Below are 18,428 nucleotides of genomic sequence, written 5' to 3'. Positions count from 1 at the left end.
TACAGATAACTCCCACTATAAATTGCTTAGGACTCATAAATAACAGCGATCCCCACAATCAATCATTAAAAGTGCTGAGTTGAAAGTGCTGAGTGCTGAGTGTTGAGTTATGAAACTGCATTTGCAATGCGAAAAAGTGTGAAAATATTGGCATTATTGCTCAGACACTGAATTTGTGAATGGATAAAAATTTTTATTTACAGTATGCCGCAGTTGAGGATCGACATTGGTGGTTTGTTGGTCGCCGCCGAATTGTCGAGACATTGATTCGTCAACTCATTCTTCCGCAAGATGCCAAAATTCTAGAGGCTGGCTGTGGCACTGGAGGTAACTTGACTATGTTGGCGCGTTATGGTCAAGTTGCGGCGATGGAGTTAGATGAAACTGCTTGTCAACTGGCGAACGAACGACAAGTCACTACGGTAAAACAAGGCAGCCTACCTAATGCAATTCCCTTTACCAGCCAGTTTGACTTAATTGTCATATTGGATGTTTTAGAACATATTGATGATGATTTAGCGGCTTTAAAAGTATTGTCTGCACGATTAAAACCGAATGGTAGGTTATTAATTACAGTGCCAGCTTATCAATTTTTATGGAGTTATCATGATGAAATTAATCATCATAAACGTCGCTATACATTGAAAAATTTAAAGCAAGTTGTTAGGCAAGCTGGTTATACTGTTCGCTATGGTAGCTATTTTAATACTTGGTTATTTCCTCTCGTAGCTAGTGTGCGTTTATTAAAAAATTTCCTCAAGATTGATCAGAAGGCTGTTGCTAGTAGCGATTTAAATTTGCCTGCTAAACCTATTAATAAGTTTTTAAATTTTTTATTTGCTAGTGAACGTTATTTAATTAATCGGTTCAGTTTACCTTTTGGTGTATCTGTTGTGTTAATTGCCCAAAAAACTGAGTAAATCAAAATATTTTTTATATTATGCGATCGCCAGTAAATAAGACCGTAATTTGGATGGTTGGTGTGAGTACCATAATTCTATTTGTATCCAGCAGTTTACGGCATATATTGTTTCAATCAAACTCTTTTGACTTAGGAATTTTTGACCAAGCAGCTTATTTAATCAGTCAAGGACAAGTACCGATTTCGACATTCATGGGTTATCACATTCTGGGTGATCATGCTGCTTGGATTTGGTATCCCTTGGCTTTACTTTATAAAATTTATCCTAGTGTTTACTGGCTGTTCGCTGTACAGGCAATTGCTTTGGCATCAGGTGCTTTGCCCACGTGGCAGTTAGCGCGTCAAGCTGGGTTGAAAGAAAGTCAAGCAGTAGCAATGGCTGCTGTTTACTTACTTTATCCTTTAGTATTTAATGTCAATTTATTTGATTTCCATCCAGAAGTTATTGCTTTACCGCTACTATTGGCAGCAGTTTTGGCAACACGTCTCAATCAATTAGGATGGTTTTGCTTAGAAATTTTCTTAATATTAGGTTGTAAAGCTGTACTTTCATTCACAGTTGCCGCTATGGGAGTTTGGTTGCTGTTGTTTGAAAAGCGGCGTTTACATGGTGCGATCGCTATTTTTGCTGGTGTAGCTTGGTTTTTAATTGCTACACAAGTAATTATTCCTGGTTTTAGTGGTGCAGAACCAGCAGCAATAGGACGTTACAGCTATTTAGGTAACACAGTTCTAGAAATTGCTAAAAATTTAATTTTTCAACCAGGGCTGATTTTTAGCAAAGTGTTTGCTTTAAATAACTTAGAATATTTGGTGCTGCTATTAGCACCTGTGATTTGGGGTTTTTCACTGGTAGGAATGACACCTTTGGTAGCTGCTATACCCTGCTTAGCACTTAATTTAATTGCCGACTACCAACCACAAAAAGATTTAGTACACCAATATTCTTTACCAGCTTTACCATTTATATTGTTAGTTTTAATTTCTAGCTTGGCAGCAGGACGAGGATTAATTCAACATAAACGAGCAATTATTATATGGTCATTGATAGCGTTTTTGAGTTTGGCAAAATATACGCATTTTTTTGGAAAATATTTTCAGTTCGTTGATACTTGGCAAGCCACACGAGAAGCGATCGCCTTGGTAAAAACTCAAGGTAGTGTGATAACCACAGAGAAAATAGCTTCACATTTAAGTCATAGACAACTAATTCAGACAGTATCAGCTAACGACATAAATTTTGAGAAATTAAATAATTTTAATTATGTATTGCTAAATCTCCGCCATCCTGGTTGGGTAAATTTCTCAGATGCTGCCATTAGTATAGTCAATCAACTAAAAAAATCCTCAATATTTGATTTAAAGTATCAGCGTGACAATGTTTATTTATTCATTAAAAAATAATTTGATGGCAAAAATATATAAAGCTGATACTCTCACTTTGATGATTAGTATTATTGCTGTAATGAGAAATAGTTTAATTATTTGCTGGTGCAATTAAGGTAAAGCCTTCAGCCGTACCCAGATTTTGGTTATCAAGTAAAGGTATGTCTTTTATTATGGTTTCGTCTAAAAGTAAATAAGATTTTTTCGACAACATTTGTTGTAATTCCGCACCATTCTTAGGTACGACTTTGCAATCACAATAAAAATTCAAACTAGGACGACCATAAGCAAATGATGTGTAAATTGTTGTGCCTGGTGAGACATATTTGCGAATTAAGGCTGCGACTGGTTTGACTGGGAATGCTTCGTTTAATTCCCAAATCCAAGATTGCGAACTCATTAATAGTAATAAGACTACATACATACCAGAAAATAAAACTGGAATAAATCTGCGATCGCGTTTATAAACTAACCATGCCACCACACTCATATTTATTGTTAAAACAATACTCATAAATATTAATACAGGTTCTTCCTTTGCAAGAGCAAAGTAAATGCTACCTCCCAAACCAGCAAGCGCAATAATAACTATAAATATTGCCCAAACTCTCGAATTAAATACTTGTTTTTGCCAAACTTCACTTAATTTTGCCCCAATTGCCAGTGCTAAAAATGGGTACAAAGGCATAACATACCAGGGAAGTTTTGTCGTTAGCAAAGAAATAGTCAAAAAGTAAACAGTCGTACCAACTAAAACTAAGCTACCCCAGTTAGTATGACGTTTTTTCCAAGCTAGATAAAATCCTCCTGGCCAAAATAAAAACCAGGGAAAAGCATATTTCAATAACTCAATTAAATAATACCAAGGAGCGCCTGTATTACCTTCAACAGGTTGCGTTATGCGGTCAAAGGTTTGCGCTTGTAAATTTATTTGTAAGAAATTACCTCCATAATATTGCCATTGAGCAACATACCAAGCGATCGCTGGGGAAATTCCTACCAAAATTCCTATCCACAAGTAGGGGTTGCTTAATAAAGCTAATTGCGACGATGCCAAGATAAATAAAGCAGTAATACCCCCCAGCAACAAAACTAGCATTCCTTTAGTCAGGGTAATTAGCCCTAGGCAAAATCCTACACCTAAAGCCCACTGTCTTTGCTGACGAGACTTTAATAAACAAAATAACAATAGTAAGAAAAAAGTAATACTTGTACCATCTAACATTGCCAAGCGTCCATGACGCACTACAGGCAAAGTGGTTAAGTAAACTAAAGCCGCAAACAAAGCTGGTAAATTATCGCTAAAAAGCAAACACCCCACCAGATAAACTAAAGGTACTCCCAAAGCTGTTAACACAGCACCAGGTAAGCGTGTTGTCCATTCATTCACGCCTCCTAAAGAGTAAGACCAAGCGATTAACAAGTGCATAAGGGGCGGCTTATTATGGTAAGGTTCACCTGATAAAGTTGGATACAGCCAATGCAGAGAACCATAGGAGGCACGCCAAATTTCACGGGCAACTTGTGCCACCGTACCTTCATCCCAGTCTCGTAAGGGGGAGTTTCCCAAAGATATCAGCCAGAGAAGTAGAGACCCTAGCAATAAGCTAAATAGCCATTCTTTTTCTCGGAATGGGCGCATATTGACAATTAGTTTAATTATTTAATTGAGTGATTATTGATTACCATAACTAGATATAATTTTTACGATTCAATTACTCTAGAAGGATTTTTTAGGAGAAAGTATATTAATAATTTTATAGTACATATCTGTTTAGATTCTGCTGTTAATTTTCTTGTTGCCTTGATTCAATAATCTGATAATAACTGTGATTCAACCAATATACTCTTTAGTAATTCCCATTTATAACGAAGAAGAAAATATTACAGAAATGTATCGTCGTCTGCATAATGTTGCAGAGCAGTTAGAGGGCGAAGTTGAATTAATTTTAGTTGATGATGGTAGCTGCGATCGCTCTTTGAGTATGATTCGGGAACTCCACCATCTCGATAGTCGAGTGCGTTATCTCAGTTTTGCACGCAATTTTGGTCATCAAATCGCTGTCACAGCTGGGCTAAATTTTGTCCAAGGCAGATGTGCGATTATCATGGATGCGGATTTGCAAGATCCCCCAGAATTAATCTTCCAGATGGTGGAAAAATGGCGACAGGGCTATGAAGTTGTGTATGCGCAACGTTTATCTCGGAAACAAGAAAGTTGGCTGAAACGCTTTACTGCTTATGCCTTTTATCGCATTCTCCGACGTTTATCTCATGTCGATATACCAACAGATACAGGAGATTTCTGTTTACTAGACAGGCAGGTTGTAGATATTCTTAATGCGATGCCTGAACGTAACCGTTACATTCGCGGCTTACGTGCTTGGGTGGGGTTTCGCCAAACATCCGTACTGTTTGAAAGAGAACCACGTTTTGCTGGCAAAGTCAAGTATACCTTTGGAAAGTCCTGGGCATTGGCAGTCGATGGCATTATTTCTTTTTCAACAGTGCCGTTAAAATTAGCTACCTATTTAGGGATGGTAGCAGCTGCGATCGCTCTATTGATGATCATATTAGTACTATATTGGCGCTTATTTGAACCTGTCAGTCCTTTAATTGGATACACACTGATTACAATAGCTATGTTTTTTCTCGGTTCTGTTCAGTTAATTTGTATTGGGATTTTAGGCGAGTATATTGGTCGAATTTACGAAGAAGTAAAAGCCCGTCCTATCTACACTTTGAAAGAAACTGGTGGGGTAATTAAAATTTCAGAAATGCAGTCTAAATAGTATTTTTTAAACATAGTTGGGAAATTCTCATAAAATTACGCTTTGATTTTGCTATCAGATATTACAATGCTATGACCCCGCAAGAGTTTATTTTATTGATTGTATCAGTTCTGATCAGTACAGCAGGACAATTTTTTTTGAAAATAGGTGCAAACAAATTAGGAAAAGTTCATCTAGGCAATGCAATTAATCATATTCTGAGTATTATTACAATACCAGAACTTTTAATTGGCTTAACTTGCTATGGAATAGGGGCTATGTTTTATATTCTGCTGCTCACGAGAGTTAATCTCAGTGTTGCTGGCCCATCTATATCTATAGGGTATATTTTCTCTGTGTTGCTAGGATATTGGATATTGAAAGAACCTATCTCTCTAATGCGATTGTTTGGTTTGGGATTTATTGTAGTGGGAGTAATATTAGTAGTTTGGCGAAAATAAAATTTATATTTGATGCGGTTATTGTTTAGTCATAGACTAAATTGAAACAATCTAAATATACAGCTAGAATAGAAATAATATTAAATTTTATTTAATATTTGAGTGCGGCACATACTAGAATAGTAGTATAGATAAAATATTAAAGATGGTTAAAATCAAGGATTGCTCATATCATCTGGAATGATGATTAAAGAGTATAGAAATTAACGACTTAATATTCTTTGCTAATGAGAAACTAGCTTTTGTTGATTGCCAGCAAATAAATCGATGAAAAGCATAAAACAACAATTGGTTAAGAAAGAAAATAATTTTTTAATCAAATCCCAAGAATATTTTTTTGCAGTAGAATATACAATATTAAATAAAAACTACATAGTAAAACAGGGATAGTTTGGGTAAATAACCTACTCCTACAAAATCATCAACTATCGAGAAAAATGCTGTAAACATGATGTTTTCTTCATTTTTAGAAGATCTCTAAGAGATTTCTAAAAGATAGATGAATCGATTAGTATCCCAATAAAAGCAAAATTTTTTTGCTTACTAGCATGACAAGTAGCAATTTGTACACAGTTATTGGTATTGCATAAGTAAATATCTATATAGTGAGTGATCGCTCTTTAATAGATTTACTTATAACGTAACCTAGCCTGTGTCAGGAAAACTCAAATATTAACTTCTGTAAAACTGAACTAAATTTTCAGGATTAGCGGAAAGTATTTGGGGATCTAATTTTTAGAAAAAAGTGTGCTATAAATTACCGTCAGAACTATGTGCAATGGTTCGACCCTTGAAGGAGCTATGAAGTGGAACAAAATAAATCATTACTTTGGCCGCAAGGCATATTAATTGCATTGCTTGCCTTGGGTGCTACCTTGAGCGTTGCTGTGATGATGCTTCTTAGGCCAAATGCTTCGGAAGCACAAAGTAGTCAGAGTATAAATATAAACAATAATTTAGTCGCTAAAGTCGGTACTCAAAAGCGTATTGAAGGATTAAAAGCGACAATGCTTACAAGTTGGCAACAAGAAGCACAAGCTAAAGGTCTTGGTTATGCTTTAGCTACACGCTTTCAAGGGGCAGTAATTAAAGAAGCTAAACTTAGTCAAGCTCAAAAAGTAATTGCTCTTACTTTTGATGATGGCCCTTGGCCTCAAAGTACTGCCCAAGTCTTGGATATTCTCAAACAGAATAATATCAAAGCAACATTTTTTGTTGTTGGGCAGAACGTCAAGAATTATCCAGACTTACTTAGACGGGTAAATGCTGAAGGTCACGCAATTGGAAATCATACTTGGCATCACTGGTATCATTTCATGAATCAACAGGCTGCCGCATATGAAATTGACCATACAACAGAGATGATTTATCAGACTACAGGTGTCAAGACAAATTTGTTTCGACCACCTGGAGGAATAATGCACAATGGAGTAGCGGGCTATGCCAGAAATACAAAGTATGCCATTATTATGTGGTCATCTGATTCTGTAGATTATTCACGTCCGGCTATACCTAAATTAATCAATAATGTTTTCCGGCAAGCTAAACCTGGTGGTATTGTATTGATGCATGATGGTGGTGGAAATCGCTCGCACACTGTGGAAGCTTTACCAGAGATTATCAGTAGATTTCGTAAGCAAGGATACCGCTTTGTGACTGTTCCAGAACTTTTAGAAATGCAAGATAAAGAGCAAAGTGTAATTGCTAATAAGAAGTAATAGCTAAGTTACTAATTACTCATCATTAATATGTAATTTGGTTGAATATAGCAATTATATTTGATTTGCAAAAATTTAAAGTATCAGATCCCCGACTTCTTAAGAAGTTGGGGATCTCTTTTTCTCATAAGTAGCTCAACATAATCATTTTCTGCCACTTTCCGGAATAAACAAGTAGGAAATAAGTAAAATTATCCAGAAGCATAAAAGGGTTTAAATTGATTCATCTCTCATCTTGCGCCTGGAAATACAAATGTCAAAACCATAACTACGTACAAGGGGTAACATTTAAACCAAACAAACTAACTTGTTGTCTTTGTTTGTGCAAATGCCTTATAACTCTTCCATCAACTAACTTCCGGTTAATAGCCCCGCCTGCAACATAATGTTGTGAGTTATTGAAGTAATACTGCAACTAATACTTCAATAACTGTGAAATAGGCAGATTTACTCAAGCATATTCCCCAATTTCTGACCGTGCCGCTACCAATCTTTGAAGGTTAAGGGTACAATTCCTCCGGTAGAGAACAAGAAAAGATGATTAAGGGTATAAACAAATGGTTATAAGTGGTAAGAATAGGGAATGAATATGAATAGTTCTGGGAGTAAAAATAAACTAAGTTTTATTTGCTACCAGTATCAAAGGAGATTAATAGACCTAACCTGAAGAAGATTGATGTTTTCTAGCTGAATGATTATGGAACCAATATTGACACTAATGATTTACAGCAGGCAACAGGTAACAGGGGACAGGGAACATGCTCGAAAGTTTGGTGTTACATAGCTTTTTGGTGAAAACTTGTACCTCATTCACCGGCAATCTGCTGTAATTGTGAAACCCTGACTGGTAAGCATTTTTGATAAAATGTCCCGTGTCTCCTAAACACTAGGTCGTGCGTTCGAGACGCACCAGTTCCGTCGTCATATCAAAATAAATTCACAAAAATTTAGTCGGCAGTTTTTACGGAATCTTCCGAATAAATTCGGAAGCTAACTGCTAAATTCCGGCCGAGGGCGTTTACATACAGTTAAAGCGGTATAGACGCAAAAGTTTTTTAGTCAAAAAAGGGTAGATTTGGCTAAAATCTGCTAACCTAACATATATTTTTAACTTATTCAGAGAATATTACATTTTAGTACACGAAATCATAGAGCCTTGAAGAACAATTTTTTGTTTACAGGTAAATCTTTTCGGTTTATGGTTCTTGCCTTACCCCTAATCATGTGGTTTGGTTACAAAGAAGCCCAAAAAGAAGATACACAACCTCAAGCAGTATTAGTCTTGGGTGGTTCAACAAAAAAATTAGAGAGAGAAAAGTTTACAGCAGAGTTTGTACGCAAGCATCCGAAGTTACCAATTTGGATTACGGGTGGCAGTCCACCTAGCTCGACTCGCAAGGTATTTGTCAAAGCTGGTATTGATCCCAAGCGTTTGCACTTGGATTATGAAGCGGTAGATACAGTTACTAATTTTACCAGCTTAGTAGACGATTTGAAAGCCCACGGTATTAAGAAAGTTTATTTGATTACTTCCGATTTCCACATGCGTCGTGCTTGTGTTATCGGTGAGATAGTCTTAGGTAGCCGAGGAATTGATTTCAAAGCAGTATCAGTTCCTTCCGAAAAACCGCCTGAACCAATTGAAAAATCTATCCGTGATGGCGCGAGAGCTTTAATTTGGGTAGCTACTGGTTATACAGGTGCAAATGACATGAATAAAGCCGGTAAATCAAGAATTGAAAGTAGAAGGTAATAAGCTAAAAGTAAAAGGCAAAAGTAAAAAGGTGAGTCCAGCACTGCGGGAGGGTTCGCCTCCGCAGGTGACTAGCGTTAGCGACGCAGGAGCGTCATCCGAAGGAAAAATAATCAATCTTTGACTTTTTTACTTTTTACTTTTCACTTTTTACTTTCCTATACAGCAATTTCTTGCACTAGAACATAGGGTTGTAAAATCAGAGTATTAAATCGTTTTTGACGATCGCCATTCCATTCTCCCACTTGATCTATTGAAGGTTTGGTAATTAATTGCTCATCAATCCACTGCTGTACGGATTGAGTGTTATCATTAGCGATCGCTTCTCCTACATCTAACAAGTTTAGTTCTGGCGCTACCAAAATTACAGCATCGCGCTGTACATGGGGAATTAACCACTCCCATTCCGCTTCATCTAAACCTTCTGTTAATTCTGCTCTTAAATCTGACATGATTTCCTTAGGTGATTGTTATTAACTAATTTTACCTTAATCATCCTAGGCTATGAGAAACATCACCAGTAACAAATAACTAAACTTCTGCCTTCATCTCATCGATTTCAAATAAAGAAACGATAGCGCCAGTAATAGGAATAGAAATAAAAACTCCTAATAATCCTGCTACTCTAGCGCCCACTAATAATGCGAAAAATACTACAACAGGATTAAGATTCAACGCACCTTGCATAATTCGAGGTGCAATCAAATTGTCTTGAATCTGCTGAAGAATAATACAAGCAATTAATACTTTTAGTGCTAACCAAACATTTTGAGATAACACAATTAAAGTAATTGTGCTAACACCTAAAGTTGCTCCTATCCCCGGAATGATATCTAAAAATCCTACTATTACAGATAGTAATAAAGCAAAAGGCACTTGCAATAATACAAAAACCACAAAAGTTGTTGTTGTTAAAAACAAACTTAATAATAACTGACCTCGAAAGAAACCTAAAAAGCTACGTCTGATAATATTAGTAAATCTAATACGACGTTGTTTAGGTACTATTTTTAAAATAAAATTCCACAGTTTGTCGCCATCCAATAGCATAAAAAATGCCACGACAGCAATCAAAATAAAAGTTATAAAATTAGTTAATAACTGTTGTAAAAAAGTTAAGCTATTTACTAAGGTTGATACAGCCTGATTACGCAATTGTTCTTCAATTACACTTAAGTCTATTTCTAGATTCCGGTTGCGTAATAATTCTTCAATTCTTTCTATCAAGGGTGCTAGAGAACTGAGAAATCCCGAAATACTATCAATTAATTGCTGTCCTTGGGATAACACCGCAATCCCAACCGTGATCATCAATCCTCCCAGAATCACGATACTGAGTAAGAAAACGACAATCACAGCCACACCATGAGGCAAAAACCGCCGCAACCAATGCACGGGATAGCTAAGTAAAAAAGCTAAAATTGCCGCGAATGTAAAAATAACAATGACGGCTTCAAAGTATGCTAAAAGTTGTACAAAAGCCCAGCCAGCAGCCACTAACAGCAAAAAGCGGACTAACGCCGAATTATTCAATCGATTCCAAAAATTTTTGGCATCCCAGCCGGTCATATAATATTTAAAAAATCAGCTAGTTTAGCGATCGCTAGTAGACATTAAAAACATAGAAAAATCAAGTGGCGATCGCTACTACCTAAAAGTATATTTCTCCTCAACGTCCTAAATCATGCATTTCGTTGATTACCTTTGCGCACTTTTGGGTTACCTCCTCTAATTCTTCTTTATTAGTAGAACTAGGTGGGTCAATTACATTCCCAATTCTGATAGTTAGGGGAACAGCACGTGGCATAGATGAGCCTTTGACTAAAATCCCTTCAGTTCCCCACAAACTTACAGGTAAGATAGGTGCTTGAGCCTTTGCTGCCAAGAGTGCTGCACCTTTTTTCGGGTCAGTAATTTTACCATCGGGGGTGCGAGTACCTTGTAAAAAAACTCCCACTGCCCAACCATTTTCCAAACATTCTAAAGCAGCACGAATCGCATTGCGATCGGCACTACCTCGACTCACTGGGTAAGCACCATACAATTTAATGGCTTGTGCCAAAACAGGAATTTCAAACAACTCTTGTTTAGCCATATATGCTACCGGACGACGCACACAATTAGAAACAATTGGCGGGTCAAAGTAACTAGCATGATTGCTGACAACCACCAATGGATCTGATTGCGGGACATTTTCGACTCCATAAATTTTGCCCCGAAAGTAAGCATGAAGCATGGGGCTGACAACCGACCATTTGAAAGCGTGGTAAAGTGCCAGACTGATAAGCGGTTCACGACTGCGAGACATAGGAAGTATGAAGTATGAAGTATGAAGTATGAAGTGTGAAGTATGAAGTGTGAAATCGAGTATTTTATACTTCATCCTTTACACTTTTCTATTTTCTATTCTGGTAATTCAGCAGCATTACGGACGTTCTTTAAGATTAAATCAGTAACGGTGCGTTTAATTAAACCAGTTAAAACATTGCCAGGGCCGATTTCTATAACTTGTTCAATGTTGTTAGCTGGTAATTGCAGAGACATCTCTCGCCAGCGTACTGAACCAGTCATTTGTTGAGTAAGACGCTGTTTTAAAATCTGAGCATCAGTCGCGGGTACAGGTTCAACATTTGACATTACAGGTACAGTTGCAGACTGAAATGCTACAGTTTCTAGAATTTCTTGAAATTCAGCCGCAGCAGTCGCCATTAAATGAGAGTGAAACGCACCCGAAACTTTTAAGGGAATAGCACGCTTGGCTTTAACTTGGGACATGACTGTTTGTACTGCATCAGGAGTACCAGATATCACCACCTGTGCTGGACTGTTATCATTGGCCAAAACTACATCTGGTGTTGCAGCAATAACTGCATCTAATTGTTCTCGGTCAAAGTTCATTAAAGCCGCCATCATGCCACCTGCGGCACTATCCATCAGTTCAGCACGACGTTTAACTAAACGCAAACCTGCTGACCATTCAAAAACACCAGCAACATACAGTGCAATATACTCACCTAAACTATGGCCAGCGACCAAATCTGGTTGATGTCCCCGTTCCCGCATCAAATCAGCGAGAATACTTTCCACTACATAAAGACAGGGCTGAGTATAAAGTGTCTGCCCTAATTTTTCTTCTTGGTTTTGGCAGATATCAGTTACAGACCACCCTAAGATTTCCTCAGCTTGAGTGAATTTGTCTTTAGCACCTGGTATATCTAATAAGTCTGTTCCCATTCCCAGTGCTTGGGAACCTTGTCCGGGAAACACCCATGCAGTTTTAGTCATTGTCGATAGTCAATGGTCAATGGTCAATGGTCAATGGTCAATGGTCAATGGTCAAAAGTTTTGACTTTGGACTATTGACCATTGACAAATATTTATCTTCCCCACTGGAAAATTGCTGCACCCCAGGTGAGGCCTGCACCAAAACCGGATGCTGCAATGATGTCATTGGGTTGAATTTTGCCTTGTTGTACTGCTTCATCTAAGGCTAGGGGGATAGAAGCAGCGGAGGTATTGCCGTAATTGGCAAGATTACTAATAACTTTCTGTTCAGGAATTTCTAGACGTTGGGCCACAGCATCTAGAATGCGTTGATTGGCTTGATGCAAGACTAGCCAATCTATTTGCTTAATAGTGAGGTTCGCTTCAAATAACGCTTTATCAATGATTTCTGGTACTTTCTGGACAGCAAAGCGGTAAACTTCTTTGCCATTCATGGTGATGGGTTGGTAAGTGCCTTGTGAAACACTGATGCCTGGGAGTAATTCTTGAGCAGAAGCTGCATAGCCAAGGTTGAGCTGATGATTTAAAGTACCGTCACTTTTGAGGGCAAATCCTAACAAGCGATCGCTTTCAGCTGCTTGTAAGACGACTGCGCCCGCTCCATCACCAAACAACACACAAGTTTTTCGGTCTTGCCAATCTACCCAACGAGAGAGGATATCTGCCCCAATCAAAAGTACATTCTGATATACACCTGTTCTGATGTATTGGGCAGCCGTTACCAACCCAAACACAAAGCCAGAACAAGCGGCAGTTAAATCAAAGGCTACTGCTTTGGTCGCTCCCAACTCAGCCTGCACTTTACAAGCAGTGCCAAACAAATCATCTGGGGTAGATGTTGCCAGCAAAATCAGATCTATGTCTGTTGCTTGAATTCCTGCCGCTGCGATCGCTTGACGACTAGCTTCAGCAGCTAAGGAACTCAAAGAACCTGACGGTAGTGATACTCGTCGTTGACGAATCCCTGTTCTTGTGGTAATCCACTCATCTGATGTTTCAACCAGCGCTGTTAGTGCCTGGTTATCAAGGGAAGTTTCGGGAACTGCCGAGCCACTTCCTGTAAATGCTATGCCTAACTTTTGCACTCCTAATCTCCCAAGCTCTCAGCATTTTGATCATTTGTTCTTATGTCTTGCAAAAGACAAATGACAAATAACAAATGACGAATGGCTAACCGCTATCACGCTGTAGAATTTCGTACTGGGACTGAAGTCTTTGTAGTACTTGATTATCCACCGCTTCTTTTGCCATACGTATTGCACTAAAAATTGAAGGTGCTTGCGAACTGCCGTGACCGATAAAACAAACTCCAGCCACACCTAACAGTAAAGCACCTCCATGCTCCGCATGATCCATGCGTTGCTTAATTCGCTTGAGATTTGGTTTTAAAAGTGCCGTACCAATTTGACCGTGCAATCCTTGAGGCAATTCTTCACGTAAAATTTGCAGAATTACTCCTCCCAGAGATTCGGCAAATTTCAATAACACATTGCCTACAAAGCCATCACACACAATCACATCAAATTGCCCAGACAGCACATCACGCCCTTCGGCATTACCAATAAAATTGATATTAGAATTTTCTCGCAGCAGTTGATGAGCGCGGAGAGCTTGTTCATTCCCCTTAGTATCTTCTTCGCCAATATTTAATAAACCTATTTTGGGTGCTTCTGTCCCCAATACATATTGGCTATAAATTGAACCCATCACAGCAAACTGCTCTAAAAACTTAGGACGGCAGTCTACATTTGCACCCACATCCAGTATCAACACTGGCTTGCCAGCCATAATCGTGGGGAAAACTGTGCCAATTGCTGGGCGATCAATTCCTGGCAATCTTCCTAAGCGCAGCAATGCTGCTGCCATAGCTGCCCCAGAGTGTCCAGCAGAAAATACAGCATCCGCCTGCTGATTTTTTACCAAATCCATCGCCACATTGATAGAAGCCTTGCGTTTGCGTCTAACAGCATTTAAAGGCTCCTCATCCATAGCTATAGCTTCTTCAGCAGGAACTATCTCCACCCGCTCCAAAGTAGTTTTTGGGGGCATGACAGCTTTTATTTGTTGAGGATCACCCACTAACAAGACTTTCACACCCAATTCTTCACTGGCGCGTAATGCACCAGCAACGATTTCTTTGGGTGCGTGATCCCCCCCCATCGCGTCAATTGCTATCCGTGCGCAAGTCGATCCCATTGCTCAGAGCTTCTAGAAACCTTACAAATTTTACCAGATGGCTTTGTTAAAAAACCTTAACTTTCTGACTGCCAAATTACTATGTTGAGTGCTGAGTGCTGAGTGCTGAGTGCTGAGTTAAGTAAAAAGGACTCAGTACTCTGCATCATTTGTCATTATTACAACTTGTTTTGGCGGCAAGCCCAAGATAACACGAATAAAGTATGAATTCTGAAGTATGAAGTCTGAAAACTCATATTTCACACTTCATACTTCATACTTTAGACTTCAGTTCCTAGTACCCAGTTGACCAACATCCTTACGCCGTAACCGGTTGCGCCGGGGCCGTTGTAGCCATTTTCTTTGTCTGTCCACACTGGGCCAGCAATATCTAAGTGCGCCCAAGGAGTATCTTTAACGAATTGCTTCAGGAATAAGGCAGCAGTGATGGAACCACCAGGACGCGGCCCAGTATTTTTCATATCCGCAATGCCGGACTTCAAGCCTTCAAAGTACTTTTCTTCCATTGGCATTCGCCAGATTTTTTCGCCTGAGGTGGCAGAAGCTGTTTCTAACCCAGAAGCTAGTGCATCATCGGGAGTATACAAGCCTGCAATATCTTCACCCAAAGCAATCACGTTAGCACCTGTGAGGGTAGCTAAATCAACGATCGCATCTAAGCCTAATTTGTCGGTATATACCAACGCATCAGCTAAGGTTAAACGACCTTCGGCATCGGTGTTATTAACTTCAATGGTTTTGCCGTTGGAGGCTTTGAGGATGTCGCCTGGGTGCATAGCGTGACCGCTAATCATGTTTTCAGTCACGGCAGAGATAAAGTGAACTTCTGCATCTGGCTTGAGTTGGGCGATCGCTTTTGCCGCACCCAAGGTTGCAGCTGCACCACCCATATCAATTTTCATGGTTTCGATGCCGCTACCTGCACCTTTAATATTCAATCCACCAGAATCAAAGGTTAAACCTTTACCAATAATGGCGAGTTTCTTTGTCGGTGTGCCTTCTGGTTTGTAGGTGAGGTGAATGAATTTGGGTGGCAAATCAGAAGCTTGGGCCACTCCTAAAAAAGCACCCATGCCTAATTTTTCACAATCTTCTTTTTCGAGTATTTGTATTTGTAAACCGTAGTCGTTGGCGATCGCTTGGGCTGTCTCTGCCATTGTAATTGGCGTAACTGTGTTGGCTGGGGCTGCTACTAATTCTCTAGCCAAAATTACGCCGGACACAATTTGGTTAGCGCGGGTAATTGCGGCTTCTTGCCCATCAAAGCCTAACAGTTCTACAGTTTCGACTTTTGACGCTTTATCATCTGGTTCTGATTTAAAGCGCACATCTTGGTATAAAGCTAACTGCACACCTTCCGCGATCGCTTGGGCTGTGGCGGCTGGGTCGTTATTCCATAAGGGAAAGCTAAATCCCAGAGTTTTGCTTTTTTGTTTTTTGGCTACCTTAGCCGCCGCCGCCGCTGCACGACGCAGATTATCTATTTTCAGTGTGTCTGGTTTTCCTAAGCCGACTAAGATTACTTTTTTAACTGAACCACCACCAGTAACACGGGTGAAGACAGTGCTGTTGGCTTTGGCTGTAAATTCTTCTTCGGCAATTACTTCTTTTAAGATGCCAGCAAACTTTTCATTCAAAGTCGCCAGTTCACCTGTTAACTCTACCGCATCTTCAAATAATCCAATTGCCAAACTATCGCCTGCCCACTCCAAGAGAGGCTGATTACTGAGTTGAATTGCTGCCATGTTGGGATTTTTGTTTCAAGATTCCTTCTTGTACCAGTATTGCTCAAATTTTTTTGTTCAGGGTGAGGGGACTGGGGAATGATGAGCAGGGGCAGAATTTCTCAGGTGCCAAGAGGCTATACTCTACAGCTATTAACTTTTGACTCGGCTTTCATGAGGTCGAAATCAGCTTTTAATCTACTTTTCATCAAGTGCTGTTCTGGCTGGTCTTCAGTGCGATCGCTTGTGGTTATACTGCAAAGTCCCAATAATAACAGTTGAAATCTTCATTAATTTCGTCAATTTTCACACATTTTCGCTCTCATGAAATTATCTACTCAAGCATAAAACAAAACATTACTGGAGGCTCAAGCCTCCAGAATAGCTTTCATCCCCAGCTTAAAAGCACAGCGTTTTCAGCCTATCTATTATCAAGGTTTACTGTAACTATAACCAGTTATCTTATTACGAATTTGCTGAAGACGTTTTTCAAAGACAGTTGTACTTGAAAACGATTTACCTGTAACATCTTGCCAGTAAAGAAAATCTATAAAATCTAAAACCTGCTTTTGTTTCTCTTGTGAAAGGTCTCGCCACTTTGTTAATAATACCTGTTCTGAAATCATCAGATGCACCTAAACTACTGTTGAATTGTTCCACTTTGACGGTTACATCTTTATATATTAAAGTTAGCGTACTTGTAAATAATTTCCTTGAATTATGCCAATATCGTCAGTGTTTGTTTGACAAGCTCTAAGACTTCAGATTTTATGCCAAAACCCTGACAGGATGTCTAAAAAATTTTGAGTGTGGTATTCAATGCTTGATGATACCCTAAAATCTTCCTTGTTCAGTAAGATTTTGAAATGATTATCCTGCTTGTTAAAGAGTGCTAGGCGCGAGCAGGAAAAATATTTAATACTTTCATACATCCTCTTACCATAATACGAATCATGGCAAATTAGGTAAAAATTTTTGATGTTTATGGTAATAGTCTGTAATCTTTGTTAAAACTCTCAAAACTATTCAGTCAAAGCAATATTATTTATCCTACCCAAGATTTAGCTAACAAAACAAAGCCTTTATGTTTACATAATCAAAGTAGAACTTGTATGATCAATTGGCCAAAACACATCATCCACTACATAAAATAATTACTATTGTCATCACCATCTATCCTAATTGTTAATAAGTAAAAATTAGACATTTTTTCAATTGGTCTAACTTCTAAGCTAGAGAAAAAATTGGTACGATAGCGATAACTATAATCCTAGCCAAATAGTCAAGTATGCCTAATCTTTAGGAATATCCTTGGTTGAATTTTTAATTTTAACTTGATGACATACAGCCAGGCGTTTGCGGCAGTAGCCATAAGATTGAGATTGATTTGCAAACTTTGTGACCTTTTCTTGAGCCTTAACAAATCTTGAAGCAGCTGTCATTGAGCGAAGATTAGCCTTGGCGTTGCTTTTGTTTGTTGAATATTCATGCTGCTGTTTTACCTCGTTGTCTAATTGTGTAAGTTTGGCTTTGGGTTCGGTTACAACTAGAGTTTCTGGTAGAGATGATTGGTGCAGTGATTGTTGATTTCGATGCACTGCTGCACCTAGCCCAAACATTCCTGTACTGATAGCCAACATTATAGATAAACCAAAATATTGAGCAGCAAAATATCCAAAGCTTACCGCAGCAACTGTTGCCGTAATGCCTGCTACGCTATTTTTTAATATAAATTTGTTCATACTGTCTCTCCAAAACTTTGCTGATACATCATTTGTTAACTTTTGTGATAGAATGTTTAAAAAGTATTGTTATTAACCTCAACATCTCCCAAACCTAATCTCATAAATAACACCATACAGCACGGCGAGTAGAAAGTTCTTCAGAAATACATTTCTTATTAACGGAAATAGACCTAAACTCCAAACCAAAAGCCGGAAGTTTTTTCGAGAATTAGCTGCTGATATCTTAGGAATTAGTACATACCAATATCAAAAGTATGTTTTTGATTGCCTGATAAAAGTTCGAGTTAAAAAAAATTGAGTTAGAGAACCGAGAAGTTCCGAACTTCCATCAATGTTAGTATGTATCTTAAGGTAAGAAAGGAAGTAGCTTAACACTAAAACTGAACCATCTTTCAAATTAAACGTTACGGATAGTGGGTCTTTTGCTTTGAATACTGTAAAAGAAAAGTGATTGGTTTCACACATTA

The 18,428-nt window shown here is 38.6% G+C and carries 15 protein-coding genes; 6 read left to right on the top strand and 9 right to left on the bottom strand.

Annotated features, from left to right (window positions below; all coding sequences use genetic code 11):
- Positions 1-179: 179 nt before the first annotated feature.
- Both ACMX3D_RS15645 and ACMX3D_RS15640 read left to right on the top strand, forming a co-directional pair.
- A complete protein-coding gene (locus ACMX3D_RS15645; RefSeq protein WP_482746819.1) occupies positions 180-920 on the top strand; it encodes a class I SAM-dependent methyltransferase in 741 nt (246 codons plus the stop codon).
- 20 nt (positions 921-940) lie between these two features.
- Positions 941-2,326, top strand: a complete 1,386-nt coding sequence (locus ACMX3D_RS15640; protein WP_482746818.1) for a DUF2079 domain-containing protein — start codon at positions 941-943, stop codon at positions 2,324-2,326.
- Positions 2,327-2,399: 73 nt separating this feature from the next.
- Here ACMX3D_RS15640 and ACMX3D_RS15635 read toward each other — a convergent pair whose 3' ends face one another.
- On the bottom strand, positions 2,400-3,950 hold the full coding sequence (locus ACMX3D_RS15635; RefSeq protein ID WP_482746817.1) for an ArnT family glycosyltransferase: 1,551 nt from the start codon (positions 3,948-3,950) through the stop codon (positions 2,400-2,402).
- 187 nt (positions 3,951-4,137) lie between these two features.
- Here ACMX3D_RS15635 and ACMX3D_RS15630 point away from each other — a divergent pair, with 187 nt between their 5' ends.
- The 4 genes from ACMX3D_RS15630 (at position 4,138) to ACMX3D_RS15615 (ending at position 9,011) form a co-directional block, all read left to right on the top strand.
- Positions 4,138-5,100 (top strand): glycosyltransferase family 2 protein, encoded by a 963-nt coding sequence (locus ACMX3D_RS15630; RefSeq protein ID WP_482746816.1) that lies wholly within the window; start codon positions 4,138-4,140, stop codon positions 5,098-5,100.
- 71 nt (positions 5,101-5,171) lie between these two features.
- Positions 5,172-5,540 (top strand): EamA family transporter, encoded by a 369-nt coding sequence (locus ACMX3D_RS15625; RefSeq protein WP_482746815.1) that lies wholly within the window; start codon positions 5,172-5,174, stop codon positions 5,538-5,540.
- Between the two features lie 806 nt (positions 5,541-6,346).
- Positions 6,347-7,258 carry a polysaccharide deacetylase family protein gene (locus ACMX3D_RS15620; RefSeq protein WP_482746814.1) on the top strand — a complete coding sequence of 304 codons (912 nt, stop codon included), beginning with the start codon at positions 6,347-6,349 and terminating at the stop codon, positions 7,256-7,258.
- Positions 7,259-8,456: 1,198 nt separating this feature from the next.
- Entirely contained in the window at positions 8,457-9,011 is a 555-nt protein-coding gene (locus tag ACMX3D_RS15615) for a YdcF family protein (RefSeq protein ID WP_482752347.1), read from the top strand.
- Positions 9,012-9,169: 158 nt separating this feature from the next.
- Here ACMX3D_RS15615 and ACMX3D_RS15610 read toward each other — a convergent pair whose 3' ends face one another.
- From ACMX3D_RS15610 to ACMX3D_RS15575, 8 genes are all read right to left on the bottom strand, one after another.
- On the bottom strand, positions 9,170-9,463 hold the full coding sequence (locus ACMX3D_RS15610) for a DUF2288 domain-containing protein (protein WP_482746813.1): 294 nt from the start codon (positions 9,461-9,463) through the stop codon (positions 9,170-9,172).
- 79 nt (positions 9,464-9,542) lie between these two features.
- Positions 9,543-10,580: an AI-2E family transporter gene (locus tag ACMX3D_RS15605; protein ID WP_482746812.1), complete on the bottom strand. Its 1,038-nt coding sequence runs from the start codon at positions 10,578-10,580 to the stop codon at positions 9,543-9,545.
- A gap of 100 nt (positions 10,581-10,680) precedes the next feature.
- Entirely contained in the window at positions 10,681-11,319 is a 639-nt protein-coding gene (locus ACMX3D_RS15600; protein ID WP_482746811.1) for a lysophospholipid acyltransferase family protein, read from the bottom strand.
- Between the two features lie 95 nt (positions 11,320-11,414).
- A complete protein-coding gene (gene fabD / locus ACMX3D_RS15595) occupies positions 11,415-12,296 on the bottom strand; it encodes an ACP S-malonyltransferase (protein WP_482746810.1) in 882 nt (293 codons plus the stop codon).
- A 92-nt stretch (positions 12,297-12,388) separates the two neighbouring features.
- Positions 12,389-13,381, bottom strand: coding sequence for a beta-ketoacyl-ACP synthase 3 (locus ACMX3D_RS15590; protein ID WP_482746809.1), 993 nt, complete (start codon positions 13,379-13,381; stop codon positions 12,389-12,391).
- A gap of 85 nt (positions 13,382-13,466) precedes the next feature.
- On the bottom strand, positions 13,467-14,492 hold the full coding sequence (gene plsX, locus ACMX3D_RS15585) for a phosphate acyltransferase PlsX (protein ID WP_482746808.1): 1,026 nt from the start codon (positions 14,490-14,492) through the stop codon (positions 13,467-13,469).
- Positions 14,493-14,752: 260 nt separating this feature from the next.
- Positions 14,753-16,237, bottom strand: coding sequence for a leucyl aminopeptidase (locus tag ACMX3D_RS15580; protein WP_482746807.1), 1,485 nt, complete (start codon positions 16,235-16,237; stop codon positions 14,753-14,755).
- Between the two features lie 1,271 nt (positions 16,238-17,508).
- On the bottom strand, positions 17,509-17,958 hold the full coding sequence (locus ACMX3D_RS15575) for a hypothetical protein (RefSeq protein ID WP_482746806.1): 450 nt from the start codon (positions 17,956-17,958) through the stop codon (positions 17,509-17,511).
- Positions 17,959-18,428: the final 470 nt, after the last annotated feature.

Source organism: Anabaena sp. TISTR 8404 (assembly GCF_056847745.1).
The sequence above is the reverse complement of the archived record's forward strand: the minus strand, read 5'-3'. Positions and strand labels throughout refer to the sequence as shown.